Consider the following 26984-nt stretch of genomic DNA (forward strand, 5'->3'; position numbering starts at 1 on the left):
CATAACCCGAAGGTCGCAGGTTCAAATCCTGTCCCCGCAACCAAATGGTCCCGTGGTGTAGTGGTTAACATGCCTGCCTGTCACGCAGGAGATCGCCGGTTCGACCCCGGTCGGGACCGCCATTTATTTCTGGCTCGGTAGCTCAGTCGGTAGAGCAGAGGACTGAAAATCCTCGTGTCGGCGGTTCGATTCCGTCCCGAGCCACCATTTTAACTAAATATGCCGGCTTAGCTCAATTGGTAGAGCAACTGACTTGTAATCAGTAGGTTGGGGGTTCAAGTCCTCTAGCCGGCACCATGTAAGTTTCGGAGGGGTAGCGAAGTGGCTAAACGCGGCGGACTGTAAATCCGCTCCTTCGGGTTCGGCAGTTCGAATCTGCCCCCCTCCACCATTTACATTTTATATAGGGGTATAGTTTAAAGGTAGAACAGAGGTCTCCAAAACCTCCAGTGTGGGTTCAATTCCTACTACCCCTGCCAAAACACAACATGGCGGTTGTGGCGAAGTGGTTAACGCACCGGATTGTGGCTCCGGCATTCGTGGGTTCGATTCCCATCAGTCGCCCCATTTTTATTTTTTAATATTTGTAAATAAAGTAGTTAATACTTGCATATAATGAATTAAAACTTCGGTGGGCTATAGCCAAGCGGTAAGGCAACGGACTTTGACTCCGTCATGCGCTGGTTCGAATCCAGCTAGCCCAGCCATTTTTGCGGAAGTAGTTCAGTGGTAGAATACAACCTTGCCAAGGTTGGGGTCGCGGGTTCGAATCCCGTCTTCCGCTCCAAAGTAATTTAATATGGCGGCATAGCCAAGTGGTAAGGCAGAGGTCTGCAAAACCTTTACCACCGGTTCGAATCCGGTTGCCGCCTTTCTCATTATGCCGATGTGGCGGAATTGGCAGACGCGCACGACTCAAAATCGTGTTCCTTCGGGAGTGTCGGTTCGACCCCGACCATCGGTATCAAATATGTTTATCGTCAATTACAGAAGAATTAAGTAATAGCAACGTTTAAAACGTCTTTCTACAGTTTGTAGGAAGGCGTTTTTTTGTGTTTTCAGAGGTGTTTTTTTCTGCAAAATCCACTTTTAAAATCGTATTCATTAGTCGTGTTCACAGGTAAAGAAAGGTGGCTAACTTTTGGCTAGAAGAAAAAATATTTTAGATGAAAGTGAATTAGCTGTTATTAAAAAGAAAAGTAAGTCTTACGTTGAAACGTTTGATGAAGCTATCACTTTGTTTGTAAAGGACTGTGAGTTAAGAAACCTTAGACCATTTACGATTAAGTATTATTTGAATGAGTTACAGGCGTTTCTTAACTTATTATCAGAACAAGAAATAGACGTTTCTATTCTAAAGCCTTATAACATGACAGAAGAACATATTAAAGAAAATGTGATACTCTACATGAAAAATTATAGGGGGATTAAAGTAGTTTCTATTAATACTCGTTTACGTGCATTACGTGCTTTCTATAACTTTTTATACAAGCAGAAACATATTCCTAGAAATCCAATGGAAAACATCAAGTTGTTGAAAGACAGGAAACGAATTATCCCTACTTTTTCAAAGGAACAGCTTAATAAATTGTTCCGTCAGCCTAATTTAAGGACGTTTACTGGCGTTAGGGATTACACAATTATGTTGTTAATGCTTGAAACAGGAATACGTGTAAATGAACTAGTGGGGCTATCAGTAAAGGATATTAGCTGGGAAGATAGTTTACTTGTAATTCGTAATGCCAAAAGCTATCGAGAACGACAAGTGCCTATACAAAGGGATATGAAAAACCAGTTGAAAAAATATATTGCTATTCGAGGTTATGTTGAAAGTAATGGTTTATTCGTCACTGTTGATGGGACTCGGCTTACTAGAAGAGGAATACAGCAGCGAATATCTATATATGGTGACATGGCACAAATAAAAGATGTGCGATGTAGTCCTCACACATTTAGACACACATTTGCAAAGCTAAGTGTTCAACAAGGGGCGAATATCTTCGAATTACAAGCGATATTAGGACACACGAACATGGAGATTGTTAAAACGTATGTAAACCTATTTGGTAATGACGTAAGAGAACGACATAAAGAATTTTCACCGCTAAAAGTGCTTAATAAACGATACTTGTAAAAGACAAAGAAAAAAGCCACGTGTTACCAGCACGTGACCTAAATTTAAACAATCAATTTAAAACTAAATAACGGATATTCCGTACATTAGCACCTCCATTATAAATTTTAAAAAAATATAATGCAAGGGGTTTAGTTTCCTATTGTCTTTTTAGTGAGACATAGAAGTAAGTATGTGCTGGAATGTTTTCGAACAAGAAGGGAAACGGGGAATATGAAAGCTGCAAGCATTACAGACTTTAAACATTTATCAAACTTTAGGGATATAAAAGATTTTAACAATAATATAGAACAGTGGTTAGTTGACATTAAAAAGAAATTTACTAAAGGTGAATTAGTCGCATTAAAGCGTCTTATTCGTTATGCTTGTAAATTTGCAGGTATCTCTAATGCTAAAATTCAAACCATTATTTCGGCTACTCATGAAAGAAGTATAGGCATTTCAAGAAGTACCTTTGAACGTATGTTACGTAAAGCGAAGAAACTAGGTTTAATTGTTGTGTATAATACGAAACGAGGTAATTTTCAGGGACATAATGTATATGTATTTCAATGTTATCAGTCAAAAATAGACATTCAACAACAAAATGATGTAGTGAAAAAGGCGAAAATTGACGCACCAAATAAAACTAATAATCCTTCTGAAATTAACAATCAAAATATAAATAAACGTAATAAAGGCGTATTTATTAATAATCGAACAGAAAATGTAAAAAATGTGAAACATACAGAATTAAACGCTGAATTTGTTTCAGAAAGAGTCCCTAGTGCATTTAAAAACCTTGTAAAATCCTTCTTTGACAATGCCGTAGTAATTGAGGAATTATACAAGATGTATGATATTTCCATAAAAAAACTGAAGTCTGTATATCAAGATAGTGAATTATTGCATGAAGGATTAGAAGCGTTTAAACAAACGATTAGAGGTATGAAATTAGGGAAGGTTCGTAATATGTATGCCTATTATTACGGAACGTTACAGAAGAAATTAGATAGCTTATATTATTGCTTAATTGAGGAAATACAAGAAGGAGTTCATATAAGACCTAAACTGCAAAATGTTACTAATGGGATATTTTATGAATTTATTTAATGAGGTAAATGCTATTAAGAATTGCGGTTTAAGTGGTATACTTACTCTTTAGGGGGAACGATATTATGACAGAAACATTAAAGGATAACCCACAAATGAAACAGAATAATTTACAAGATAATAATGGATTATACGTAGAAGGCAGTATACCTTCTATCATAAAATACATGGGTTCTAAACGTGCTATCATTGAGTATGTGGTAGAAGGAATTAATGAATGCTATACAGGAGGCACAGTAGTGGACTTGTTCGCAGGTTCAACTGTTTTATCAGGTGCATTGCGTAATCAAGTCCCTATGATGTCAAATGATATTCAACAGTATTCAGCAGTTTTAGCAAACGCATATTTATCTAACTATGAATGGGACAAGTATCCAAATATTCTTCAAGATATCTTAGCAGAAGCTGAAGAACTAGTTAATGTATTTAAAAATGCATATCCTGACTTAGTGTTTAATTATAACCGTGAATTTACATTAGAAGAATTTAACGAGTTAGAAAAAGAACAGCAAGAATTGATTAACATGGATTTTTCGGAATTTCCTTATCATTTGTTCGTAAAGAATTATTCAGGGACGTACTGGAACTTTGAACAATGTCTATGGATTGACGCTATAAGAGAAGTAGCAGACAGATATAAAGACGAACCAGTATTTTATCCAATATTAGCTAGCTTGATGCACGCTATGTCCTATAATTCACAAAGTACAGGGCATTATGCACAGTATAGGGACGCTAACACACTTTCTTCAATGAATGATATTTTAATTTATCGTCGAAAAAACATTGTTTCATTTTTTGAAAGAAAATTTACAGAACTTCAGCAAACGTTAGGGGAAAATAACTTACAACATAAAGTAATTTCAAAGGACTATATGGACTGTTTGGAAGGTATAGAAAATAATTCGACTGTCTATGCTGACCCACCATATTGTTTTGTACACTATTCACGTTTCTATCACGCAATTGAAACTCTTGTACGTTATGATTATCCTGAAGTGAAATTTAAGGGCAGGTATCGTACAGACCGCCATCAATCTCCATTTTGCATTAAAACAAAGGTGAAGGGTGCTTTTCAGTCAATGTTTGAGAAGATAAATGAAAAGGAATCCAGTCTAGTATTAAGTTATAGTAATACAGGAATGATTGAATTAGATGAATTAGTTCAGTTAGCAGAAACAAGCTTTAATAAGAATTACACTATTGAGGTACGTCTTCAAGATTATGCCCATAGTACAATGGGGCGTAGAGAGGACAAAAGCAGAGACGTAAAAGAAGCACTAATTTTAATAAAAAAATAATAATAAGGGAGGTAGTTTACCAGTGACCTCCCTATTTTTAATTACACTCTATATACATCTTGAGTGATTCCTATTACTACAATAGGGCAACTACATCTATTAGCCCCTAGAAGCTTTTTAAGTTTCTCTGTATGAGTATGAGTAGAACCATATTTATCTGCAACTTTCTTTTTTGTTGTTACTAAGTAACCTAAACTTTCAAATAGTTCATGGAGACTTGTATGTTTGGTAATTGTATGTAATTCCTTAAATTCAACAGACTTCCAATTCTTTTTTTTGAAAAACTTTTCAAGCCTTTGAGTGACTAGAGATTTTCCGCCACCAGGAGAAACTATTTCTTTATAATGAAGTCTAAATCCTCTTAGTGCGAATTTAATATCTGTTCACAAATCCAAGTGCTTGTTTTGCAATATTATAAGCCCATTATTTTTTTCATTTATAAAATAGTTTTTTTGAACCCATGCATCGCTATGCTTTTTTTTTCATTTCTCACCTCACATTAAACGTCTTCAATATATAAATCATCACTAATTCCGAAAACAAGAATGGGACATCCGCCACCACTGCCGCCTTCAATACGTGGGACTAATTTGTCCATATGCGTTGTAGAAGCCCCATAAGAACTTCCTTTTCCAAGATTATTAAAGATTGATTGTAAGTGAGTACATCGGGTAATAATCACACCAACACTAACAGCCCGAAGGTCAAATAATAAACGGAAGTTATTCAAATCTCTATCGTAAAAAGGGTCCTTATTATTCCATTCAATTTCAACAGCAATTCTATTTTTAAAACAATCAATACTATGAGTTGGAGATTCTAGTTCGCTTTTATCGATTACAATCTTAGTATCAAATGATTTTTCCTTCCAGTTTAAATCATAAAAATGTGAGTCAATTTTATTTGAAATTGGTGATTTACGCCCACCAGCTTGCACAATATCACTTTTTAATAATCTAAAGTTGCTTAATACGTCTATAATTTCATTCCATTCTTTTGGAAAATCCTCTTTCAAGATGGCACAAGCATGTCTCCATTCGTGAACTTCATAGTTATCCCTTATGAATTGTGGTAGTAACTCAATACTCAAATTAATAGCCTCCTTTCTATTTGTTAATAGGCTTATTTTACCATGGTTTTATTTGTTATGCTTTTATGCAATATTTTAATTTTAAAATTCTTTAGGAAAAAATAAAATGTATTAGAAATATTAATTGGTTTACCGTTATTTGAAAAATAGTGCGTCTGTTGTAATGAATTTATTAAAACGCATTAAATACTTAACTAAATAAGGATTCTGTATAGATTTTCCATATAATATATTGTAAAATTTAAATTATTCAATAATTTTATTCAAAAGGCTGGTGGAAAGTTAATGTTAAATAAATTTAGAAATTTAGAGGAAGGGATTACAGTAATATACTGTCCAGATGCAAAAACAAAACAAATCAAAGAGGTATATATTGAAACAGAAGACTTTTCCAAAGTAGAGGTAGCTGTAAAAGGGGAATGGAAGAGTTGGAAAAGAGATGGCAGGAAATTTGTGGCAGGAATTGGTGCGGATAAAAAAGCAATTATCCTTTCAAGGATTATTATGGGTATTAGTGATAAATTACAACATGTCGTAAATTTAACTGATAATCCTTATGATTTAAGAAAATGCAATTTACATGTTATCTCTCGTGGGGATAGACAAAAAATAGATGTAAGGAATCGAATAGAGGAATTAAAAAGCAAAGTTCCACCAGTACCAGGAACTAAAGGAGAAGAAACTCAGCCATCAGTACAACAATTGGTATTATATGATGATGAAATAAAGAAATTAAACCGTACTGAAGTAGCTAAAATGTTAGGAATCGGGAAGAGTACGATTAGTTATTGGATTAAGCAATATAATATTTCGGTAAAAAGAGATAGCAAGGGTCACATCATATTTGATGACGATTTAATAGGAGAATTTATAAAGATAAAAGATAAGGATAAAGTAAAAACGATAAAAAAATTAACAATACAAAAAGAGGATACTAAAGAAAAAATGAATCCTTCATCATCAGATATTCTAATTATGCAAGATTTCAAGAACAATGACTACTTGTTAGTAGAAACAGAAAATGGTAGGACATTTTCTGAAATAAAACGATTAAATAAGAAACAAATAGAACAATTGCAAAAATCTTTTTCGAATATACTTTCATAATAGAGTCGAAGGTGTATTTGGAAATATCGTAGAGGAATGTTAAATTTAGATGAAAAGAAGCTTGACGAAGAGGGAAGTATAAATCCTTGTAATACATAGTTTGAAATTAAAAATAATTCTATGATAGTACCTGTAAATGCCCTATGTTTGACACACAGTAATATAGGAGGATTTATAATAGACCGCATACTTTAGTGTGTGGTTTTTTGTTTTCTCCTTATTCTCCTTTTTGGCTGTACATTACTTAAGTTAGCCCCTATATCATTTGATGTAGTGGTTATTTTTTGTACCAGTAGAGGGGGAAATAAACTTAAGAAAGAGGACGAATTAATAATGATTAGAAACGATTATAAAAATTTACCATATAAGCCCGAAATTAAGCCCCCAATGCTGAAATGGATTCGACTTTCACGCAACTTAACACAAGCTGCCGTTGCAGAAAAGCTAGGCGTTTCACAGCGTATGGTAAGTGAATACGAAAGCGGAAATGTAGAGGACTTTAGCCCTAATGTATATGCAAGGGTAGAGGAATTAAAACGGCGTTATCGGATAGACCGTGTGGAAATTGATTCGTATAGAAAGCTAATGGAAATTAAACAGCGTAGAAATTACAAAATATGAATGGACGAAAGGGGAAAACAATAAATGTTGTTTCAAATTAATCGTGAAGCATTAGATAAAGTAATTGCAGGATATAAACCGCACCGCCACACAAAGAAGGCTATTCAAGCATTTCAAAAGGATATGGAAGACATTCAAAAGTATGCTGACAGTATTGAAGAAAGAAAAGCTGAAAAACAAGCTGAATTAGTGAAAGTACTTGCTGATATGGAAGCGACATATGAAATTGGCGAACGCATTTATCTTCAAAATGAACAGGAACACTTAGTAAAAGAATTACAGTCATATGAGGTTTATTTAGAAGAATGCGAAGGGAGAAAGTCGCAAAGTCGATTGAAACACGCCCCAGCAGTTGCTGAAGCCATTGATACAGACCGTAGGGAATTAAGTACCACTTTTAACGAAGAAATGAATAAAGCTGTACGTGTTGGGCTTTCTAATATTATGCAGTGCGTAGCGGACGTTCATGTAATGCTAGAAGCAGAACAGAAAGATTTTATTTATGATGTGCATGATTGTTTAGCTGGTGACGAGGTAGTTACTGATAAATACCATTATCGAAATAAAAAACCAGCCACAACAACACCGCTTGAAGTGGGTTATTTACAGGTTTCACCAAATGACTTTATCCAAGCTACGAACGGACACAACACGGTTAAGAGTAACAATTTTATTATTCGTGACTATGGACAAGAAGGGGCGAGTAGCAGTGTTAACGAAACAAAGTGAAGAAATGATTTTAGATAAACTGAAACAAGGTGATAAGTCAGTATTACATGGTTTTTCACCATTAATTGCTATGTCATTCGGTTTACAGTTAAAAGAAGCTGAAAACGTTTCTCCTGTGGATTATGATGAAATTGGAGAAGCAATGAAACGCAATATTTCACAATTATATAAACCATTAGATAGTGGTAAGTAAGGGGCGGTAGAAATGCCGGCCTTTTTTTTTGTATTTTTTCCATGTCCTGATGTTGTGAAAGGAAGGTACTACCTCTATGTAATCAAACACGAAGGAGGAAATAAAATGAAAAAAGAACAAAATTCACTGGTAAGAAAGCCATCGCCACTACAAGTGAAAATAATTGACTCAATCATGGGAACGGGGAAAACAAGTTGGGCTATTCAGCATATGAATGAAGCACCACTGTATAAAAAATTCATTTACATTACACCGTTTTTGAATGAAGTAGAAAGGGTAATTTCTTCATGCAGAGATAGGAAATTTGTACAACCTGAAGCTTCTAAAGGAAAAGGGAGTAAACTGAACAACTTGAAATCGTTAATTGTGGAAGGGAAGGATATTGTTTCTACACATGCACTTTTTCAAAATATGGACAGTGGACTAATTGAATTAATTAAAGCACAGGGCTATATGCTTATTCTTGATGAGGTCATGAATGTGATTGAACAAGAAAAAATCAGTAAGGACGATTTGCAATTACTACTATCAGCAACTAATAAAGTAGGAGAACCGCTTATTATTGTCGATAAAAATGGATTTGTACAGTGGAATGATAGCGACTATAAAGAAGGTCAGTTTACCAAAATTCGTAATCTTGCTGAATCTAATAACCTTATGATTTACGATAACGTAGCTATGTACTGGACATTTCCTGTAGAAGCATTTAAAGCATTTGAAGAAGTTTACGTGCTGACTTACATGTTTGACGGGCAAATTCAACGTTACTACTATGACTTGTTTAACGTAAAGTACACCTATCATTCTGTAGGAAACATTAATAGCAAATATGAGTTAATTCCATATGTACCACTACATGAAGAAGATAAGACACATTTAAAAGAACTCATTCATATTTTCAAGTCAACCATACGTGATAAAACAGATTTAAATAAGATTGGTGAAGGACGGCACGCTTTTTCTGTCAGTCATTTAAAGAGATTGGTGAAAGATAACCATCTGAAGAAATTGGTGAAAGATAATGCGTTTAATTTTTATTACAACAAGTGTGGAGTGTCTTCTAAAGATGTCATTTGGACTACATTCTTAGGTGAAAAAGATGATATTAAAAACAATATCACACCGAAGAACCTGAAGAAGCAGTTTGTAGAGGTAACTTGCCGTGCCACTAATGACTATGCAGATAAGGGGGTATGTATTTATCTTGCTAACCGCTTCCTTAATCCAATCACAAAGCGTTTCTTCACAGATAAAGGAATTGAGGTAAACGAAGACTTATTCGCACTATCAGAGTTATTGCAGTGGGTGTTTAGAAGTAGAGTACGTAAAGGTGAGAAAATACAGTTGTACATTCCTAGTGAACGTATGAGGACATTACTTGAACAGTACTTAAATAATGAAATAATTGAGTAGGTTGAAATCTTTTCTTTTTTCATGCGTTAAACATTTACACCGAAAAAGGTATAAACAAACGATATAACCCTTGATACTACTGGGTTTGTGGGCTATTCCCTTATAAGAGAAGTATATAAAAAGTGTATAAAAGATACCGCATAACAGGGAAAGGGACTAACGCCCCTTTCCCTGTTATAGCGACACTATTCATAGTAGTACTAGAAACTATTAACTAAGAACACTATCAAGAAGTGGACAAGGTGTAGGCGAAAGCCGTAACCGCAGTCACGCCCGTTAGGGCGGTAAGTAACACTATAAATTTAATTAATCATAACAGGAGGTATCATAATTAATACAATGTATACAGAATTTGAAAAAGAAATAAGAAGTTACGAAGTGGCTAGTTTTACCACTATTAGTAAAGAAGAATATCAGCAGTTATTGAATGAAAAGTATGAGGGCTTTATCGTAGTTGAGGAACGTCCTATAAATGTAATAGTAGCTGTGAAACATGAATGTAGTATTTGTGGTAGAGTCTTCTACAATCGTGCGGTAAATATGTTAGGAGAAGATGAGGAACTTCAGCACAAATGCTTTTTTGCATTTAATGGGGGAGGTACTACTGAAAGTGAGAAGATTCGTACAAGAAGGTTAGCAGATATAGAGAAGGTAAAAAAATAAGTTACGTAAAGAAATGCAAGACGTTAGTTAAAGTAACCCTAAATTTTTGGGGTCAGCTTAATCAACGCAATTGTACACACGTTACCCCTACTGGTTAATACTAGTGGGGGTTTTTTATTTGTATTAGTGTAAGGTAACTCACTTGACAATAATTTACGTTGTGTTAGCTGGAATAGGCAAAATAGCACCGCTTGCCTTTGTGATAAATTGTGATTGTGGAAAATCTTTTTTTGAGGTGGTAATAGCTGTCCACCCCTTGTTACACATGCGTTTATTGGCATTTTTTGTCCCGTATGGCTTAGTAGGAAACCACAGGTATTATCCCTTTGCATTTTATCAGCTTAATTTTAAGCCCGTTCTAAAATATAAGTGGAAAATTAATGTTACCGATAGAGTTTAGATATACAGTAACGAATGGTAGTTTTTTGAAAAACCAGTAATAGCAAGGATTCCAACTCACTTTAATTATTACCGTTTGACTGTTACTGAAATTAAGTGTATATTAGCAGTAACGAATACATAAAAGAGGACGGTAACATGAGAAAGATTGCATATATTCGAGTAAGTAGTGAAGGGCAAAATACAGCAAGGCAGAAAAAAGCATTAAGAGAAGCTGGTTGTACGATTGGTTATGAAGAAAAGGTTTCAGGGGCTAGTATGGAACGTCCACAGCTAAAACAGTTACTAGAAGACTTGCAGGAAGGTGACACGGTTTATGTACATGAAATAAGCCGTCTATCACGTTCTACAAAAGATTTACTAGAAATCATTGAACAGATTAAAAATAAAGGTGCTGGTTTAAAGTCCATAAATGAAACATGGCTAGATACTTCCAGCGATAATCCTATGAATGAGTTTCTTTTAACAATATTTTCAGGGCTAGTGCAGTTTGAAAGAGGAATGATTAAACAGAGACAAAAAGAGGGCATTGCTATTGCAAAGGCTGAAGGGAAGTTCAAAGGGCGTAAAGCTGAATTAGTAGAAGGTGGCAAGGAAGAAAGACGCTTGCAGGAAATCATTAAAGCGTATAAAGAGGGGAAATCTATTAGACATATCAGGGAAGTCTACAAAGTGGGTACTGGTACTTTATATAGAATCTTAGAACGAGAAGGGCTGAAATAATGCCTTTCTTTTTTTATGGACTTTTTTATAGTATTTAGCACGTGCCTTTTAAACCACCTAGCAGCCCTGTACGTTATGACGACCCATATACAGCCGCCTGTGCGGTGATATTGCGTAACCCTGTACCGTTGGTGTATGTACTGTATATGCACCATATATACCACACCTACCCATTGCACCGCATAGCACAGTAACACCACACTCAGCCCATTACTACCTAGTGCGAGGATACAGTGAGGACAACGGGCACGGCACGCAGTATACAGTACCACCTATATACCCATATGGCATAAACATATAGTACATACTGATACTATCGTAAGTGTATAACTCTGAGAGTAAGAAATATCAATACAGGAAAGCGGCTTGAGGTACTATCATATATTCCTATCACAATGCAACTATCATAACGGAACAAATGGTATTCTTTTTTGGGTAGGAACAAGCCCCCCACAGGGGGAACGGGTAGGGTAGTAGGCTGGGTCTGGCATCTTGTAAATTCCTACACCATTTTTCCTAACTCAGACTAGTGAATATTCAAGAAAATGATTATAATGAAAGTGCTACTTCTTTTAGCGAGGTCATGTGTCACCTCATTTGCCGCTAAATATAAAACAGTCCTAGCGGTATAACGAACGGCAACACACTGGTAGGTGGATTACTAGTGTGTTTTTTTATGCCTTTTTACGGGGGAAGGGTGGTTCAAGTTTTTCGTCTTTACAATTCAGAAAAAACGTTAAAGAAAATTTGTGATGGGTTTTCAGAACTTGGGCAGGGGCAGAGATTAAAAAAATTTGTTTTGTTTGTCCTAAAAACTCTTCCTAGCGGTACTACCTATTTGTAAGGCGGAAAAAGCCTTAATAAAATGAAATGGGGTACTGAAAAATGGACTTAAAAGCACAAACAGGAAGACTTTTTGAATTAATGGATGAAATGAAAATTCAGGGACTGAAATTGCAACTTATTGCTGACTTATTTAAAGAAGCTAATAAGTACTTTGCTGAAGGTGAAAAATGTTATAACGAACATATTATAGCTGGGGAATGTAATAATGATATGGAAGAAGCTGAAAAACAATTATTTTTGTATGAACGTTGTAAAAATAGAGGGTATCGTTTACGTAACGAAGCTATTAAATTAAAGGAGGAATGGGATATACATTCGGAAATGGTGGATAAAGAAACGGATGAACTTATGAAAGAATTGCAGGAACAATTAAATAAAGAGAAAGAAAACGGGGTACAGGCTTAATAGCTTGTACCCTTTTTTGTTTATTTTAAGTTGGAAGTACTCTTTAGTGAGGAGAAATATGTTGTTTACAAAGTAGTGCTGTTAGTGACAATAGGTGTTGTTTGATTAGCAGTCACATGTTCTTCAGATTTTTTTGTATGTTTCACAAAAACCTTTGATGAAAAATCACATACATAAAAAACCTCATCGGGTTTTATACCTTCTACAAAACACACCGTTCTTTTTTCATCGAGTGCGTAACCGTGGATTAAACTTTCTAATTTTTCTTCGTCTACTATATTAATAATATATTGTGAAGGTTTCTTATTTCTTGTTAGGTTATTCATTGTGGTTTGTATACATGCGAAAATTAAAATAAGAAGTACTATGGAAGGTATCATCTCATAATTCCACTTCCTAAAAATTTGATTAGTAATGAGATGGGAAAAACTAATTACACTACTTGCGATTTGAAGGAAAATTAAAACTTTAAAAACAATATTAAACTTCTTGTTTTTATGCAGGGAAAACAAAAATAGCAAATACAGTACAAATAATAGAATAAGACTAATAATTACAGTTCCTCCGATGTACCAAACTTTTTCGCTGTTACTCCAAGTTTTATTAAGGTTATCATATACTCCAAAGTTAAAAAACACAGCAGCAAATAGATATAAAAAAGCACCTAACAGTGTAGATAAAACCACATTCCAAAAATTCAATTTTACTTGTGTGGCTTTATTTAAATACAATTTATCAATTTCCTTAGTTGTTGCCGCTATTACAAGTTGATTAACACTATATAATACAGCTGGTATAAGTAAGGTGGCTATAATTGTAGTGAATGCAGGTGCAAACTTGCCTATTGTCTCTAATGATAATTCGTCAAACATTTTCGTTGTTCAATCCTTTCATAGTTAAATTTCGATAAAAAAGAACGTTACCTTTAGAGAAGGACGTTCTTTTTATAAATTAAATTATGGTTTCGCCGTGTGTATTCGTAGGTGCTGGTGGTCGTCCATGGTCGTAAGCGGGTGAACCTCCACCGTCAACTTCATTACTTACAATACCAGTATTTCCATGTGCGTAAGATGGAGACCAAGTGTCACCAAGGTTTTCAGCAGGTGCACCACCTGTATGCCCCTCACTATATGCTAAATCAGGTCTTTGTGGTGCAGGTGTGTCACCTTCAGCCATTGCTAAGAAACCAAATGCCGTAACCGATAATAGTAGTACCGCTTTAAGTTTTTTCATTACACTAACGCCCCTTTTTCTTCATATTTCTTTCTTGCTTCATTACTCATGTAAAAATACTTACTTGCTTTCTTCTCGTTCTCTTCCTTATAAAACATAGTTGCTAATATTTCCGTATATTCTTGTACGCAACGTGTTAAATTTTCTGCTTCGAAGTAAGAAATTCCTTCTAAAATAACACTTTCCAACGTTAGAGAATCAGAACCATTATTCATTTCCTTCAGGATATTAAAGCGGTGCACGTATTCCTTATTTTCTATCTTAGTACAAGCTGCAAGCCCTTTTTCAATTAGTGTATCAACCTTGTTGTGTTCGCCCAATTTATAATATTCCCTAGCCTGTAAGAATATAGCTTTATAATGGTTTGGAAGATGTTCTGTAACTTCTGATAAATGACGAATAGCTAAATCTGAAAGGTTTTGATTTGCGTATAACCAGCCTAAATTATTTCTAATACGTAACAGTAGTTCCGTGTTATTAATCTCTTTAACAATATCAATCGCTTTATTTAAATGTTCTTCTGCTTGTTCAAATTGTCTTATCTGTATACATGTTAAGCCTAGGACGTTCTCACATAAAGCGATGTTAATGTCATAACAGTTAGTTTTGCTGAAAAAGTCTTTTGCTTTACTAGCATATGAAATAGATGGTAGGGGTTTATAAGTTTGGTAATAGAGAGATGCCAGCCTATAATTAAATTCTGCTTTTTCTACTTCGGCAGGCACATACATTAAAAGTTTCTCTGCTTTTTCAAAGTGTTCATTTGCTTCATTGTAGTCTGCAAGAATTGTGTTGTGAATGGCTTTAAAGAAGTGATAATAATAGGATAGAAAGCTGTTATCAGGTACATCAAAGGAGTTAATTTCATTAAAGCTATCTTTTGTAATGTTAAGTCCATCTGTTAGTACCTTATATCTAAAGTTTAATAATGAATAGTATAGTAGTAGATTTTCGTCTTCCTTTATACTGGAAAGTTTGTCCTCAATTTCTTGTTTAAATGGTTTTGCTTTTTCTACTTGTTGCTGTAGTATAGCCTGATACCAGTCATTTAGTAACTTTAAAACCTGTTCATTCCCTTTCATTTGAACGTTCATGAAATCCCCTCGCTTTTTTGAATATTCTTATAAATAATGATAGCAAGAATAAAATATAATGGAAATTGAATTTCAATATTTCTCAACTTTTGTTTGAATATTTACTTGAGTAAATTAAAAGAAGAAAGAAGATAGAGAGTGTTAAGAGGTTTTGGTTTTTTGTTGATTTTATAGTAATTAATTTGTACTATAAATACTGTGATTTATTAATATACTTTACAATTAATACAATTTATGGGAAAAAGGAAAGGGAAGAGTTGTTAATGGGGTTTTTTAAACGGACTAACTTAGATAAAACGGAACTATTGTTACTATATATCATGAAAGAATTAGAAGCTGATAAAGCACCAGTGAAGTTATCTTATAACCAACTACAGGACTATTTACGGGCTAATCGTAATACAACATCAAAGGCAATAAAAGGGCTGAAAGAACAGGGGCTAATGTCTGTTACGGTAGGACAAGGGAAAGCGTCCAACACTTATCAACTTACATTAGAAACAGATGTATAAGGAGAATGATGATTATATAATAGTAGAAAAAATATATTGAAAATATCGCCTGCTAGAACTATACTGTAAAGTATATAGTAGTCGTGTGAACAGGCTAACTGTAACACCCTACAATTAACTGTAGAATTACTTAATATGACTGTAAAGAAATGATAATAAATAACGATATAACGGAAAAAACCGACTCAAAATCGTGTTCCTTCGGGAGTGTCGGTTCGACCCCGACCATCGGTATCAAAAAGACGAGTAATCGTCTTTTTTATTTGTCTTCGGATTGATTATATCGTACATATTAAGCGCTTCTTACTGCGGTAAGGAGTGCTTTTTTTTGCGTTTATAGACGTTGAATTCTTAGATGACTATATTAACTCGAAGCGTGCGAGCAAATCGTTTACGCTGAGTGTGGAGGTGTAGTTGTGGTAAGACGAAGGAACGTGTTAAATGATCGCGAATTATCTTGTTGTTCACAAAAGTAAAAAGTCGTACGTAGAAACGTTTGAGGATGCGCTAAGTATTTTTACGAAGAATTGTGAGTTACGTAATTTAAGGCCTCATACGATTGGGCTTTATCGTAAGGAAGTATCTGCCTAAACCATTTACGTGAGCAAGGTATCGACAGTATAAATTTAAAGTTGTATAACGTTACAGAGGAACATAGTAAAGAAAACGTCATTTTATATATGCGTAATGAAGTAGAAAATCCTACGGAGCCCTGCGTTTAATTATCGTAAGTGACCACCATTCTCGTTGGCTTTACTCGTTTTTTTTTATACAAGGAAGTCAAAGTATAACCAAGACTCTCTGTTATAGAATACATATTTTCCAATGTATATGTTAAGGATATATATTGAATGACTTTGTCTATAAGGAAAGGACGAATGTTTAAATATGAATTCAAAAGAATCAATTCTTAGCCTTACTAGTAATAATGATATTGTTAAATACCTAAATGTGAGGAAAGACCCTATCGATTTACGAGATAGAATGTTTCAAAGTTATCTTTTTAGTAATGAGGAGGATCTTCCAACTCAAGTGGATCTTCGAGAGCGAATGTCAGATGTTGTAGATCAAGGTCAACTTGGTTCTTGTACAGCAAACGCTATTGTATCCGGATTACGTGAGTATCTCTTAAAACAATCGGGACGCCCATTTGTTCTATTATCGCGCTTATATCTGTATTATCATGAACGAAAAATAGAGGGAGACATTCAAAATGATAATGGAGCTATTTTGCGAGATGGGATGAGTGTACTTGAAAAGCTGGGGGTCTGTCCTGAGAAAGATTACCCTTACCAAATAGAGCATTTTCGTGATACACCATCCTCGAAATCGGAAAATGATGCATTACTTTATCGGATTGGGCAATATAGTCGTGTGCAAGATTTACCACGATTAAAATCTGCACTGGCGCATGGACTTCCAGTAGTTCTTGGTTTTCTAGTTACAAATGCCTTTTATCATTCTGATGAGGTAAGAAAAACTGGAATCGTACCTATCTCAGGAACTGATGATGTAATTATAGAAGATGGACAACCAGCAGGACATGCTGTATGTGCTGTTGGGTATGATGATGATAAAAAAGTTGTGATTATTCGAAACAGCTGGGGGACAGAATGGGGAGATGAAGAGTATTGTTATTTTCCATATGAATTATTCCAAAACGGAATTGTACAGGATATGTGGACCGGACGTTAATTTCAGAATAAGGAAGGAGGATAAAAAGATTATTCTAATTCCTCCTCTTTGAATAATCTTTTTTTGTATTGCGTATACTATCTGCAAGCCGACTTTCCTTCGGCTTCACTCTTTCAAAACGGGGCGCTCTCTCTTCCATGTCGTGCAAGAACGTAGCGGGGACTTAATCAGTTGCCTGCTGTTTTTGCGAATAAACGTAAAAATTCTTGTCCACAATAACTAAAGAAGATATCTTAAGCTATTCGTAGCAACCTCCAGCAAATGTTTTTTGTACGACCGTTCTTGTAAAAGAGGCGGTCTTATTTACGTATTGCTATAAACACAAAGAAAAACTCTTATAGTATCAGTCATTCCGTTATCGGTACTAGCTGAACAAAAGTTAACACTACGAGCAATTCTCACCGTTCGCACCACGCATTAAAACCGTGCATTTTAATCGGCAGTGAGTCCGAGAATCCGAGAGTTCGATGAACCAAATCATGCGCATTATGAGGAAACACACTTTGTATTAAATAAATTTGGAGATGGAATTGCTAGATCATTAACGAAATCTGGAGACCTTTCAGAACCAAAATAATGGGTTGTAAAAGTAGGCTTCCATTTTAGGAGGCTTTTTGTATTTACACTGTAAAATCATGTTATTTGAGTGTTAAATTCGTAATGAATTATGAATTTAAGGTATAATATAATTTGGTGAATGAACGAAATTATATTGATTTATATTATGTCAGTAATGCGAATCAATAATGAACTTTTTGTATTTATTTTGAAAAAGTGTTGAATAAACATTGTATTTCATATTAATATTTTTATGTAGATTTAAACGTGAAAGAGAGTGGAACAGTATGGGCCGTAAATGGAATAATATTAAAGACAAAAAAGCATCAAAAGATGCAAATACAAGCCGTATATATGCGAAATTTGGACGTGAGATTTATGTGGCTGCAAAACAAGGTGAGCCAGATCCAGAATCAAATCAAACGTTGAGAGTCGTATTAGAACGTGCAAAAACATACAATGTACCAAGAACAATCATTGATCGTGCGATTGAAAAAGCAAAAGGTGGTTCTGAAGAAAATTACGACGAGCTTCGTTATGAAGGATTCGGACCAAATGGATCTATGGTAATTGTAGATACACTTACAAATAACGTGAATCGTACTGCAGCGGATGTACGAGCTGCGTTTAGTAAAAATAGTGGTAATATGGGCGTAAATGGATCCGTAGCATATATGTTTGATGCAACTGCTGTTATTGGGCTTGAAGGAAAAACAGCAGATGAAGTGCTTGAAATTTTAATGGAAGCAGATGTAGACGCGCGTGATATTCTAGAAGAAGAGGAAGCGGTTATCGTTTATGCTGAACCTGATCAGTTCCATTCGGTACAAGCAGCGCTTAAGGATGCTGGTATTACTGAATTTACAGTTGCTGAGCTAACAATGCTTGCACAAAATGATTTAACACTTCCAGAAGATGCACAAGTGCAATTTGAAAAAATGATTGATGCATTAGAAGATTTAGAAGATGTTCAACAAGTTTATCACAATGTTGATTTGGGTGAATAATATCTAAAAAAGAGACCTTTTGTTATTTAGAACAAAAGGCCTCTTTTTTTGGATTGTTTGTAGATTAAAAAGGATTCTCGAAATGCTTGTTGAAAATTAAATTATATTGATTTTAAAATAAAACTAATATTCTTTGGAAGCTGGATGATGGAATATACAACCCCTAAGCATATTGTTGCTGTTTCTGCTTACATAAAATATATAACACGCCCACATATGAAGTCGAGAACACTTGATGCCATAAAAGCAAAGAATTTCATTCCATATGAAACATGGAAAATAGATCCTTATGATTTGATAGGGAGATTATAGATTATTTCATCTATTATTAATTTCAAAAGGGCAAGTGATTTGAGATATCATCAAATCAATCGTCCTTTTTTGCTTATATTGTGTAAGTAAAAATGTCTAGTATGATGTTTAATCGGTGAAATTAGGTAAAGTAATAAGATAAAAAGTATACATAGTAAATACATATTGATTATAAGAACGTTCGTTTGGTATTATATCTATATTGTTCCAATTGGACTGTTATATTAATTTTTTAGAAATACTGTAGAAAAAATGTTAGGAGGGAACTAACTAAAACTAAAAATATGCCAGGTGATATAATAGAAGAAGGATGGATATGTGATTTTAAAGCAATTCATCTGAATATATATATCCATTTTGATTTTCCGACATATAAGTCGTGGCTATGAAAACAAAAGAGGATCTCCACTCATTTGCTCCCTTTGTTTTCACGTGGTATGGGGCCAAAAAAGGCACTGACCGATTCTATACATGGCCAGATTCTCTCTTCCATCTAAAAAGAAGGTGGGATGTTGTTTTTTAATTTCGATGTATATAGAAGCTTACCATTTTTTCTGCTAGAATATGTATTCTATAACTTACAACATTGTAAGGTAGGTGTAAGAGAAATCGATTGGAGATTGTTTTAAAAAACGGTATTCTTAATGTAAGGATTATATATGATGTAAGGAAAAGAGGTGTGCATAATGAAAGAACGAGTACTGTCTAGAGTCAACTATCATCAAAAAGTTTCATTCAATCCAATTACAAAGTTTCTTTATAAAGCTATTATTTTATTATTACTACTGAGTTGTACATTATTATTTATCGGAAATGTAATGATTGAAAGAAGTGATATTAGTAAGCTACATGTACCTGCTAAATTAGAGGTACCAGAATCTCTGGCTCACGCATTTATTGCGACAGAAGATAAAAGGTTTTATCACCATAACGGCTTAGACTATATAGCAATTGTCCGAGCTTCTATTGAAAATATAAAAGCTGGTGGTGTTGTACAAGGTGGAAGTACAATTACACAGCAGCTTTCCAAAAATGCTTTTTTATCTAATGAACGTACATTTTCTCGTAAATGGAAGGAAGTTTTTTATACAAAAAAAATTGAGCGAACATTTACTAAAGATGAGATTTTAAAATTATATGTAAGCAATATTTATTACGGAGAAGGTGCATGGGGGATTGAAAAAGCATCCAAGCTATACTTTGGCAAAACGGTAAATCAATTAACATTAAGTGAGAGTGCAATGATGGCTGCTGTTGTGAAAGCTCCTGCTTATTATTCCCCTGCTCAAAATTATGACAAAGCAGTAGAAAGACGAAATGTCGTTTTGAAATTAATGGAACGAGAAGGATATATTAGTCATGATGAATATGTGCAAGCAATTAGTGAAAAATTAGTAATTCGTCATGACATTCCAACTCAGCATTCATTGCAAAAAGTAGCTCGTGAAAAAGCGGTAAGTTAAAAGTGAAGTTCCATAGGGGAACTTCACTTTTTTTGAATAAGACTGCCAAAGAAGAGACACAATATTGACACATTTGTTGTATTTTTGGAAATTATGTGAGCGTGTTCATTGCATGATATATAAAAGTATTGATATCATGTGTAATGTGTACAACAATGTATACAGAATATGAATTTAAAGAGGAATGTATATGAAATCATCAAATAAAATCATGGCTCTTGGTATTGTTTTTTCTATTGCAGTGTTAATTGTAATTGGAACAGTTGCGTACAGTATCATAAATGACAAAAAAGATAAAGGGAATGAAATGTTTGCTTATTCCACGCAGCAATCTTTAGGTAAGGAAGATGCACCCGTTAAGGTTGTTGAATTTGGGGATTTTAAATGTCCAGCTTGTCGAACTTGGGATACGACAGTATTACCTCGTTTAAAAGAGGAGTATATTAATAAAGGGAAAGTTCAGTTTTATTTCATTAATTTTCCGTTTATTGGAAAAGATTCTAATTTAGGTGCAGCGGCTGGTGAGGCGATTTATAAACAAGACCCAGAATCTTTCTGGACATTCTATGATGAAATTTATCAAATTCAGAAGAAAGATACTGAAGAATGGATTACAGAAGAACTGCTTCTTAATACAGTGAAGGAAAAACTTCCGAAAGTTAATATAGAACAGTTTAAAAAAGATTTACATAGCAAAGAAACCCAAGACAAAGTACGTAAGGATTCCGATCGTGCACAAAAATTAAAAGTACAAGGTGCTCCTTCAGTATATGTAAATGGGAATCTTTCAAATCCTGATTATGATAGTATGAAAAAGGCAATCGATAAAGAATTGAAAAAGTGATGATTATTCATCACTTTTCGACTTTTTTCGATAAAATTCTTGCTTGGGCTTTTATTACATGCTATACTATTTTACATAAGTTATTTCAATATCTTATGTTTTTTCATATTTGCGGGTGTAGTTTAGTGGTAAAACAAGAGCCTTCCAAGCTCTGGTCGAGAGTTCGATTCTCTTCACCCGCTCCAGATATTATTTCATATTCTCATAATAAATTGTGATCAACGCAGTGTTTCGTTTCTAAGATAAACGAGGCATTGCGTTTTTTAATGTTTGGAAATGAAGATTTTATGCGAAAATAGAATTAAGGACTATGATTACGAAGTGGATTGCTAACCATCAGTAGGTGATTACTTGTTTGATGAGGATATGTATTCATCGTAGAAGGAGGCAAAGCATGAATTTTGAGCAATTAAAGCAAGATGTTATAGCGTATAGTAAAACAATTGGAATAGATAAAATAGGCTTTGCGAGTGCCTCACCATTTGAAGAATTAAAACAGCGTTTAATTCAGCAGCAACAATTAAATTATCAGTCTGGATTTGAAGAACCTGATATTGAAAAAAGAACGAATCCACAGTTACTATTGCCAGGAGCAAAATCCATTATTGCAATTGCATTAGCGTATCCATCAAAGTTGAAAAATGCACCGTTAAGTAAACGAGGAGAAAGACGTGGTATCTTTTGCCGTGCTTCTTGGGGACAAGATTATCATCTTGTTTTGCGGGATCGCCTGCAAAAATTAGAGGCGTATTTAATTGAGAAGCTTCCTGAGATAGAAGTGAGATCAATGGTGGATACGGGAGAGTTGAGCGATCGCGCTGTTTCGGAGCGTGCTGGTATTGGATGGAGCGGTAAAAACTGTTCTATTATTACGCCAGAATTTGGCTCCTATGTGTATTTAGGTGAAATGATTACGAACGTACCATTTCCGCCGGATCAACCAATAGAAGATCAGTGCGGAAGTTGTACAAAGTGTATTGATATTTGTCCAACTGGTGCACTTGTACAGGGAGGACAATTAGATTCAAAAAAATGTATTGCTTTTTTAACGCAAACAAAAGGGTTTCTCCCAGAAGAATATCGAGATAAAATTGGAAATCGTATTTACGGCTGTGATACGTGTCAAACAGTTTGTCCAAAGAACAGAGGGAAGGACTTTCATAACCATCTAGAAATGGAGCCAGATCCAGAGCTTGTTAAACCTTTATTAACTCCATTATTAACGATAAGTAATCGGGATTTCAAAGAAAAATATGGCATTATGTCTGGATCATGGCGCGGGAAAAAACCATTGCAACGAAATGCAATTTTAGCCCTTGCTCATTTCAAGGAAACCACAGCAATTCCTGATTTAATTGGTGTTATGAAAGATGATCCAAGACCTGTAATTCGTGGTACAGCAGCATGGGCCTTAGGGAAAATCGGTGGTGAAGGTGTAGGAGAAGCGATTGAAAAGGCGATGGAGCGTGAAAAGGATGAAGAAGTTCTTCATGAAATGAATCGCGGTCTTGAAATGTTAGCTGAGAAAAAACAGTAGATAATGCCTCTTTTTTTCATATTGTGTAATATGGAGGGAGAGGCCTATGTTAGTAAAGAAACAGCTTGAACAACAAATGCAACAATTTTTAGCTTATATTACAAATAAACGTGTAGGTGTCGATAAGATTCCTGCTGATTTACTACAAGTGTTACAACGAAAAAGAAATTTGTTTCAAAAACGTGATGCTGAAATTGTAAAAGCAACAGCAGACGTATCTTTTATAAGACAATTGAATAGTAAGCAATATCAAGAAGTAGATTATCAAGTTCATTTGAAATATTTAGTTCATCATCATGAATTATTCTACATGGAAGAAGAACAATTAGAACGGCGTGTTTATCTGAAAGATGGGCGTATTGTAGAAGATAAAGATATTGCAGTGAAAGAAGAAAAGGTCCAAGGGGAAACGTTAGAGCGTGAGATAACGAAAGGAAAGTATGATTCGTATCAATATAATCGCTTAGAAGCTGTCAAATATGCGGAGCGTTGGTGGGATGATCGAAACCCGGCGTATCGTAATTTTCCTGATAATTGTACGAATTTTATTTCACAGTGTCTGCATATTGGTGAAACACCAATGACTGGGTATCCTAACATTCGTAAAGGATGGTGGCAAAGGGAGAATCAGTGGAGCTGGAGCTGGGCAGTTGCTCATTCATTTTATTGGTATTTATCAGGGGCTACAACAGGACTTCGTGCTAAAGCGGTAGAAAATCCAGAAGACCTTCTACTTGGTGATGTAATTGTTTATGACTTTGAAGATGATGGTAGATGGAATCATACAACAATAGTTGTAGCCAAAGATGCGGACGGCATGCCGCTTGTAAATGCCCATTCTGCCAATAGCCGCAGGCGTTATTGGAATTATGAAGATTCCAGTAAATATACACCACAAATGAAATATAAATTTTTTCATATTATTAATGGGTAGAGATTTTTCACTCAAGTGGTATAATACGTAGTAGACAAAAGATTGAGGTGAATATAACGTGGGAGTACATGTTGTTTTATATCAACCAGAAATTCCAGCAAATACAGGGAACATTGCACGTACTTGTGCAGCCACTGGAACAGAATTACATTTAATTCGACCACTTGGATTTTCAACGGATGATAAAATGTTAAAACGTGCCGGTCTTGACTACTGGCAGCACGTAAAAATTACGTATTATGATTCGATTGAAGAGTTTTATGAAAAAAATAAAGACGGTGAATTCTTCTATTTAACAAAGTATGGTGAAAAAGCACATACAGCGTTTGATTATAGTAAGGTAGAGAAAGATTATTATTTTGTATTTGGAAGAGAAACAAACGGATTGCCAGCAAACGTAATTGAAGAAAACTTCGATCATTGTTTACGTATTCCAATGACTGACAAAGTACGTTCTTTAAATTTATCCAATACAGCAGCGATTTTAATTTATGAGGCATTCCGCCAACAAAATTATCCAGGTTTAGATTTAGAGATTGTATATTAAAATTTAAATGTAATAGCAGACAAAAAGTGATGGGCTTAGGCCCATCACTTTTTGTTTGTACCTGGTTTATCATTATATCCTGAAGTGAAAATTGCAGTAAGAAATGTAAGTGAGACACCTAAAATTAATAATAATTTCATGTGAGACCTCCTTCTTCATATTTTATTTAAAATAATTTTGATCTGAAGTTTATGTAGATTCTATGGAAGTAAAGAAGATATATCCTGTAAGAATGGAGAACAAGTTCCCCAGTATTTTTATTATACCGAATTTTCTTTTAATTTTGGGGTGAAATTTATAATGTTTGTAGAAGATTTCATTTTGATTTAAAGAATGTTTAAGGACATCCTCGCATACCTTTTATAATAATCCGATTGAACAAGGAGATGGGGGAGGAGCTATAATGGATATTCTAAAGAAAATTGAACAGCATCGAGAAGCAGAAGAACGTTTACAATGGGAAGGTACGTTTGCGGAATATTTGGAGCTTGTTAAAGAACGACCATGGGTGGCTCAAACTGCACACTCTCGCATTTACAATATGATTAAAGATGCTGGCATTGAAGAAGTAGAAGGTAGAAAAAAATATAATTTTTTTAGCAATCAGCTATTTGGATTAGAAGAAGCATTAGAGCGTCTTGTGGAAGAATATTTTCATCCGTCTGCGAAACGTTTAGATGTTAGAAAACGGATTTTATTATTAATGGGGCCAGTTAGTGGTGGGAAATCAACGTTAGTCACTATGTTAAAACGGGGATTAGAGACATACTCGCGTACAGATCGAGGAGCTATTTTTGCGATAAAAGGTTGCCCGATGCATGAAGATCCTCTTCATTTAATACCACATCATTTACGTGATGACTTTTACGATGAATATAGCGTTAGAATTGAAGGGAATTTGTCACCATTAAATGTGATGCGTTTAGAAAAAGAATATGGTGGAAGAATTGAAGATGTAATTGTAGAACGTATTTTCTTCTCGGAAGATCGCCGGACAGGAATTGGTACATTTAGTCCTTCAGATCCAAAATCACAGGATATTGCAGATTTAACAGGGAGTATTGATTTTTCTACAATTGCAGAATATGGTTCAGAGTCAGATCCACGTGCATACCGTTTTGATGGAGAGTTAAATAAAGCAAACCGTGGTATGATGGAATTTCAGGAGATGCTAAAATGTGATGAGAAATTTTTATGGCATCTATTATCTCTTACACAAGAGGGGAATTTCAAAGCGGGGAGATTTGCACTTATTTCAGCAGATGAATTAATTGTAGCCCACACGAATGAAACAGAGTATCGCTCCTTTATTTCTAACAAGAAGAATGAGGCGTTACATTCAAGGATTATTGTAATGCCGGTTCCATATAATTTACGAGTGAGTGAAGAAGAACATATTTATGAAAAGATGATTCATGAAAGCGATGTTGCCAATGTACACATTGCGCCGCACACACTTCGCGTCGCAGCAATGTTCACGATTTTAACACGCTTGAAGGATCCGAAGCGCCCAGATATTGATTTAATTAAAAAGATGCGTTTATATGACGGAGAAATGGTAGAAGGTTACAATGCAATTGATGTAGAGGAATTGCAGCGTGAATATCAGGATGAAGGTATGAGTGGTATTGATCCGCGTTATGTCATTAACCGTATTTCTTCTACTATTATTAGAAAAGAAGTACCATCGATTAATGCGCTTGATGTGTTACGTTCATTAAAAGATGGGTTAGATCAACATCCATCTATTAGTAATGAAGATCGGGAGCGCTATATGAATTTCATTTCATTAGCACGGAAAGAGTACGATGAAATTGCTAAGAAAGAAGTACAAAAAGCATTCGTGTATTCGTATGAAGAATCAGCTAAGACGCTTATGGATAATTACTTAGATAACGTTGAGGCATATTGCAATAAATCAAAATTACGTGATCCATTAACAGGTGAAGAAATGAGTCCAGATGAAAAGCTGATGCGTTCTATTGAAGAGCAAATTGGTATTTCAGAAAATGCAAAGAAAGCGTTCCGAGAAGAAATTTTAATACGCATTTCTGCATATGCTCGTAAAGGAAAACGTTTTGATTATAACTCACATGAACGCCTTCGCGAAGCAATCCAGAAAAAATTATTTGCTGATTTGAAAGATGTTGTGAAAATTACAACATCTACGAAAACACCAGATGAAAATCAGCTGAAGAAAATTAATGATGTTGTAGCACGCTTAATCGATGAACATGGATATAACTCTTCATCAGCAAATGAATTGCTTCGCTATGTAGGTAGCTTGTTGAATCGATAGCTTGATAATAAAACGCTGTCTCTAATGAAAGCAGAGGCAGCGTTTTTGTATCTATCTGATTGAAGTAATGGAACCTTACTATATAAATCCATTTCGATTTTTCGACATATAAGTCGCGGCTATGAAAACAAAAGGAAATCTCCACTTATTTTCTCCCTTTGTTTTCACGTGGAATGGGGCTAAAAAAGGCATTGACCGCTACTATGCATGGTCGGATGCTCTCTTCTACCTAA

General features: G+C 34.8%; 27 protein-coding genes and 11 tRNA genes. 33 read left to right on the plus strand and 5 right to left on the minus strand.

Annotation, left to right across the window (positions count from 1 at the left end; all coding sequences use genetic code 11):
• Positions 1–46 precede the first annotated feature (46 nt).
• The 13 genes from ORL93_RS27860 (at position 47) to ORL93_RS27920 (ending at position 4527) form a co-directional block, all read left to right on the plus strand.
• Positions 47–122 (plus strand) — tRNA-Asp (locus ORL93_RS27860).
• A 9-nt stretch (positions 123–131) separates the two neighbouring features.
• Positions 132–207: transfer RNA gene (locus ORL93_RS27865), tRNA-Phe, on the plus strand.
• Between the two features lie 14 nt (positions 208–221).
• Positions 222–297, plus strand: a tRNA-Thr gene (locus ORL93_RS27870).
• Positions 298–307: 10 nt separating this feature from the next.
• Positions 308–391: transfer RNA gene (locus ORL93_RS27875), tRNA-Tyr, on the plus strand.
• 14 nt (positions 392–405) lie between these two features.
• A tRNA-Trp gene (locus tag ORL93_RS27880) sits at positions 406–479 on the plus strand.
• A 12-nt stretch (positions 480–491) separates the two neighbouring features.
• Positions 492–567, plus strand: a tRNA-His gene (locus tag ORL93_RS27885).
• A 65-nt stretch (positions 568–632) separates the two neighbouring features.
• Positions 633–707, plus strand: a tRNA-Gln gene (locus ORL93_RS27890).
• Positions 708–712: 5 nt separating this feature from the next.
• A tRNA-Gly gene (locus ORL93_RS27895) sits at positions 713–787 on the plus strand.
• 14 nt (positions 788–801) lie between these two features.
• Positions 802–872: transfer RNA gene (locus ORL93_RS27900), tRNA-Cys, on the plus strand.
• 10 nt (positions 873–882) lie between these two features.
• Positions 883–964 (plus strand) — tRNA-Leu (locus tag ORL93_RS27905).
• Positions 965–1141: 177 nt separating this feature from the next.
• Positions 1142–2134, plus strand: coding sequence for a tyrosine-type recombinase/integrase (locus tag ORL93_RS27910; RefSeq protein WP_265960093.1), 993 nt, complete (start codon positions 1142–1144; stop codon positions 2132–2134).
• A 213-nt stretch (positions 2135–2347) separates the two neighbouring features.
• Positions 2348–3226 carry a hypothetical protein gene (locus tag ORL93_RS27915; RefSeq protein ID WP_265960094.1) on the plus strand — a complete coding sequence of 293 codons (879 nt, stop codon included), beginning with the start codon at positions 2348–2350 and terminating at the stop codon, positions 3224–3226.
• 65 nt (positions 3227–3291) lie between these two features.
• Positions 3292–4527, plus strand: coding sequence for a DNA adenine methylase (locus ORL93_RS27920; protein ID WP_265960095.1), 1236 nt, complete (start codon positions 3292–3294; stop codon positions 4525–4527).
• A gap of 41 nt (positions 4528–4568) precedes the next feature.
• On the opposite strand, the gene ORL93_RS31625 is transcribed toward ORL93_RS27920, so the two are convergent.
• Both ORL93_RS31625 and ORL93_RS27925 read right to left on the minus strand, forming a co-directional pair.
• The gene (locus ORL93_RS31625; protein WP_483298362.1) at positions 4569–4904 is read right to left on the minus strand and encodes a BglII/BstYI family type II restriction endonuclease; all 336 of its coding nucleotides are present in this window, start codon (positions 4902–4904) and stop codon (positions 4569–4571) included.
• A 122-nt stretch (positions 4905–5026) separates the two neighbouring features.
• Complete coding sequence (locus ORL93_RS27925) at positions 5027–5617, minus strand: BglII/BstYI family type II restriction endonuclease (RefSeq protein ID WP_265960096.1); 591 nt, start codon at positions 5615–5617, stop codon at positions 5027–5029.
• 285 nt (positions 5618–5902) lie between these two features.
• Here ORL93_RS27925 and ORL93_RS27930 point away from each other — a divergent pair, with 285 nt between their 5' ends.
• The 8 genes from ORL93_RS27930 to ORL93_RS27965 all read left to right on the plus strand — a co-directional run bounded on the left by ORL93_RS27930 (position 5903) and on the right by ORL93_RS27965 (position 12716).
• Complete coding sequence (locus ORL93_RS27930) at positions 5903–6724, plus strand: MerR family transcriptional regulator (protein WP_265960097.1); 822 nt, start codon at positions 5903–5905, stop codon at positions 6722–6724.
• Positions 6725–7057: 333 nt separating this feature from the next.
• The gene (locus tag ORL93_RS27935) at positions 7058–7345 is read left to right on the plus strand and encodes a helix-turn-helix domain-containing protein (RefSeq protein ID WP_265960098.1); all 288 of its coding nucleotides are present in this window, start codon (positions 7058–7060) and stop codon (positions 7343–7345) included.
• A gap of 24 nt (positions 7346–7369) precedes the next feature.
• On the plus strand, positions 7370–8074 hold the full coding sequence (locus ORL93_RS27940; RefSeq protein WP_265960099.1) for a metalloendopeptidase: 705 nt from the start codon (positions 7370–7372) through the stop codon (positions 8072–8074).
• Positions 8055–8267: a hypothetical protein gene (locus tag ORL93_RS27945; protein WP_265960100.1), complete on the plus strand. Its 213-nt coding sequence runs from the start codon at positions 8055–8057 to the stop codon at positions 8265–8267. The genes ORL93_RS27940 and ORL93_RS27945 overlap by 20 nt, the downstream gene beginning before the upstream one ends.
• Positions 8268–8372: 105 nt before the next feature.
• Positions 8373–9680 carry a DEAD/DEAH box helicase family protein gene (locus tag ORL93_RS27950; RefSeq protein ID WP_265960101.1) on the plus strand — a complete coding sequence of 436 codons (1308 nt, stop codon included), beginning with the start codon at positions 8373–8375 and terminating at the stop codon, positions 9678–9680.
• Positions 9681–10019: 339 nt separating this feature from the next.
• Complete coding sequence (locus ORL93_RS27955; protein ID WP_265960102.1) at positions 10020–10343, plus strand: hypothetical protein; 324 nt, start codon at positions 10020–10022, stop codon at positions 10341–10343.
• Between the two features lie 537 nt (positions 10344–10880).
• A complete protein-coding gene (locus ORL93_RS27960) occupies positions 10881–11465 on the plus strand; it encodes a recombinase family protein (protein ID WP_061658820.1) in 585 nt (194 codons plus the stop codon).
• 885 nt (positions 11466–12350) lie between these two features.
• On the plus strand, positions 12351–12716 hold the full coding sequence (locus tag ORL93_RS27965) for a hypothetical protein (RefSeq protein WP_265960103.1): 366 nt from the start codon (positions 12351–12353) through the stop codon (positions 12714–12716).
• 65 nt (positions 12717–12781) lie between these two features.
• On the opposite strand, the gene ORL93_RS27970 is transcribed toward ORL93_RS27965, so the two are convergent.
• From ORL93_RS27970 to ORL93_RS27980, 3 genes are all read right to left on the minus strand, one after another.
• A complete protein-coding gene (locus ORL93_RS27970) occupies positions 12782–13588 on the minus strand; it encodes a hypothetical protein (RefSeq protein ID WP_265960104.1) in 807 nt (268 codons plus the stop codon).
• A gap of 79 nt (positions 13589–13667) precedes the next feature.
• Entirely contained in the window at positions 13668–13949 is a 282-nt protein-coding gene (locus ORL93_RS27975) for a DUF2790 domain-containing protein (protein ID WP_265960105.1), read from the minus strand.
• On the minus strand, positions 13949–15043 hold the full coding sequence (locus ORL93_RS27980; protein ID WP_265960106.1) for a response regulator aspartate phosphatase: 1095 nt from the start codon (positions 15041–15043) through the stop codon (positions 13949–13951). Before ORL93_RS27980 ends, ORL93_RS27975 begins: the two co-directional genes overlap by 1 nt.
• 263 nt (positions 15044–15306) lie before the next feature.
• On the opposite strand from ORL93_RS27980, the gene ORL93_RS27985 reads away from it, so the two are divergent.
• The 12 genes from ORL93_RS27985 (at position 15307) to ORL93_RS28040 (ending at position 26751) form a co-directional block, all read left to right on the plus strand.
• On the plus strand, positions 15307–15555 hold the full coding sequence (locus tag ORL93_RS27985; protein WP_265960107.1) for a GntR family transcriptional regulator: 249 nt from the start codon (positions 15307–15309) through the stop codon (positions 15553–15555).
• A 441-nt stretch (positions 15556–15996) separates the two neighbouring features.
• Positions 15997–16146, plus strand: a complete 150-nt coding sequence (locus ORL93_RS27990) for a hypothetical protein (RefSeq protein WP_018781879.1) — start codon at positions 15997–15999, stop codon at positions 16144–16146.
• 297 nt (positions 16147–16443) lie between these two features.
• Positions 16444–17250 (plus strand): C1 family peptidase, encoded by an 807-nt coding sequence (locus ORL93_RS27995; RefSeq protein ID WP_098018062.1) that lies wholly within the window; start codon positions 16444–16446, stop codon positions 17248–17250.
• 442 nt (positions 17251–17692) lie between these two features.
• Positions 17693–17827, plus strand: coding sequence for a hypothetical protein (locus ORL93_RS28000; RefSeq protein ID WP_255299165.1), 135 nt, complete (start codon positions 17693–17695; stop codon positions 17825–17827).
• Between the two features lie 268 nt (positions 17828–18095).
• Entirely contained in the window at positions 18096–18815 is a 720-nt protein-coding gene (locus ORL93_RS28005) for a YebC/PmpR family DNA-binding transcriptional regulator (protein WP_003205196.1), read from the plus strand.
• A gap of 998 nt (positions 18816–19813) precedes the next feature.
• Positions 19814–20590, plus strand: a complete 777-nt coding sequence (locus tag ORL93_RS28010; protein ID WP_006093439.1) for a transglycosylase domain-containing protein — start codon at positions 19814–19816, stop codon at positions 20588–20590.
• Positions 20591–20780: 190 nt separating this feature from the next.
• Complete coding sequence (locus tag ORL93_RS28015; RefSeq protein ID WP_018781883.1) at positions 20781–21434, plus strand: DsbA family protein; 654 nt, start codon at positions 20781–20783, stop codon at positions 21432–21434.
• Between the two features lie 111 nt (positions 21435–21545).
• Positions 21546–21619: transfer RNA gene (locus tag ORL93_RS28020), tRNA-Gly, on the plus strand.
• Between the two features lie 209 nt (positions 21620–21828).
• Entirely contained in the window at positions 21829–22971 is a 1143-nt protein-coding gene (queG, locus tag ORL93_RS28025; protein ID WP_097794586.1) for a tRNA epoxyqueuosine(34) reductase QueG, read from the plus strand.
• A gap of 46 nt (positions 22972–23017) precedes the next feature.
• Positions 23018–23905, plus strand: a complete 888-nt coding sequence (locus ORL93_RS28030; protein ID WP_006093442.1) for an amidase domain-containing protein — start codon at positions 23018–23020, stop codon at positions 23903–23905.
• Between the two features lie 58 nt (positions 23906–23963).
• Positions 23964–24452, plus strand: a complete 489-nt coding sequence (trmL, locus tag ORL93_RS28035) for a tRNA (uridine(34)/cytosine(34)/5-carboxymethylaminomethyluridine(34)-2'-O)-methyltransferase TrmL (protein ID WP_003195070.1) — start codon at positions 23964–23966, stop codon at positions 24450–24452.
• A gap of 403 nt (positions 24453–24855) precedes the next feature.
• On the plus strand, positions 24856–26751 hold the full coding sequence (locus ORL93_RS28040) for a PrkA family serine protein kinase (protein ID WP_018781885.1): 1896 nt from the start codon (positions 24856–24858) through the stop codon (positions 26749–26751).
• Positions 26752–26984 lie beyond the last annotated feature (233 nt).

The organism is Bacillus sp. DHT2 (assembly GCF_026241455.1).
Taxonomy (GTDB): Bacteria; Bacillota; Bacilli; order Bacillales; family Bacillaceae_G; genus Bacillus_A; species Bacillus_A pseudomycoides.

Bases quoted from the DNA above. Each gene is read 5' to 3' on its own strand.
- ORL93_RS27915 (WP_265960094.1), top strand. From the start codon at position 2,348: ATGAAAGCTGCAAGCATTACAGACTTTAAACATTTATCAAACTTTAGG.
- ORL93_RS27920 (WP_265960095.1), top strand. From the start codon at position 3,292: ATGACAGAAACATTAAAGGATAACCCACAAATGAAACAGAATAATTTA.
- ORL93_RS27930 (WP_265960097.1), top strand. From the start codon at position 5,903: ATGTTAAATAAATTTAGAAATTTAGAGGAAGGGATTACAGTAATATAC.
- ORL93_RS27935 (WP_265960098.1), top strand. From the start codon at position 7,058: ATGATTAGAAACGATTATAAAAATTTACCATATAAGCCCGAAATTAAG.
- ORL93_RS27940 (WP_265960099.1), top strand. From the start codon at position 7,370: ATGTTGTTTCAAATTAATCGTGAAGCATTAGATAAAGTAATTGCAGGA.
- ORL93_RS27950 (WP_265960101.1), top strand. From the start codon at position 8,373: ATGAAAAAAGAACAAAATTCACTGGTAAGAAAGCCATCGCCACTACAA.
- ORL93_RS27955 (WP_265960102.1), top strand. From the start codon at position 10,020: ATGTATACAGAATTTGAAAAAGAAATAAGAAGTTACGAAGTGGCTAGT.
- ORL93_RS27960 (WP_061658820.1), top strand. From the start codon at position 10,881: ATGAGAAAGATTGCATATATTCGAGTAAGTAGTGAAGGGCAAAATACA.
- ORL93_RS27965 (WP_265960103.1), top strand. From the start codon at position 12,351: ATGGACTTAAAAGCACAAACAGGAAGACTTTTTGAATTAATGGATGAA.
- ORL93_RS27970 (WP_265960104.1), bottom strand. From the start codon at position 13,588: ATGTTTGACGAATTATCATTAGAGACAATAGGCAAGTTTGCACCTGCA.
- ORL93_RS27975 (WP_265960105.1), bottom strand. From the start codon at position 13,949: ATGAAAAAACTTAAAGCGGTACTACTATTATCGGTTACGGCATTTGGT.
- ORL93_RS27980 (WP_265960106.1), bottom strand. From the start codon at position 15,043: ATGAACGTTCAAATGAAAGGGAATGAACAGGTTTTAAAGTTACTAAAT.
- ORL93_RS27985 (WP_265960107.1), top strand. From the start codon at position 15,307: ATGGGGTTTTTTAAACGGACTAACTTAGATAAAACGGAACTATTGTTA.
- ORL93_RS27990 (WP_018781879.1), top strand. From the start codon at position 15,997: ATGATCGCGAATTATCTTGTTGTTCACAAAAGTAAAAAGTCGTACGTA.
- ORL93_RS27995 (WP_098018062.1), top strand. From the start codon at position 16,444: ATGAATTCAAAAGAATCAATTCTTAGCCTTACTAGTAATAATGATATT.
- ORL93_RS28005 (WP_003205196.1), top strand. From the start codon at position 18,096: ATGGGCCGTAAATGGAATAATATTAAAGACAAAAAAGCATCAAAAGAT.
- ORL93_RS28010 (WP_006093439.1), top strand. From the start codon at position 19,814: ATGAAAGAACGAGTACTGTCTAGAGTCAACTATCATCAAAAAGTTTCA.
- ORL93_RS28015 (WP_018781883.1), top strand. From the start codon at position 20,781: ATGAAATCATCAAATAAAATCATGGCTCTTGGTATTGTTTTTTCTATT.
- queG (WP_097794586.1), top strand. From the start codon at position 21,829: ATGAATTTTGAGCAATTAAAGCAAGATGTTATAGCGTATAGTAAAACA.
- ORL93_RS28030 (WP_006093442.1), top strand. From the start codon at position 23,018: ATGTTAGTAAAGAAACAGCTTGAACAACAAATGCAACAATTTTTAGCT.
- ORL93_RS28040 (WP_018781885.1), top strand. From the start codon at position 24,856: ATGGATATTCTAAAGAAAATTGAACAGCATCGAGAAGCAGAAGAACGT.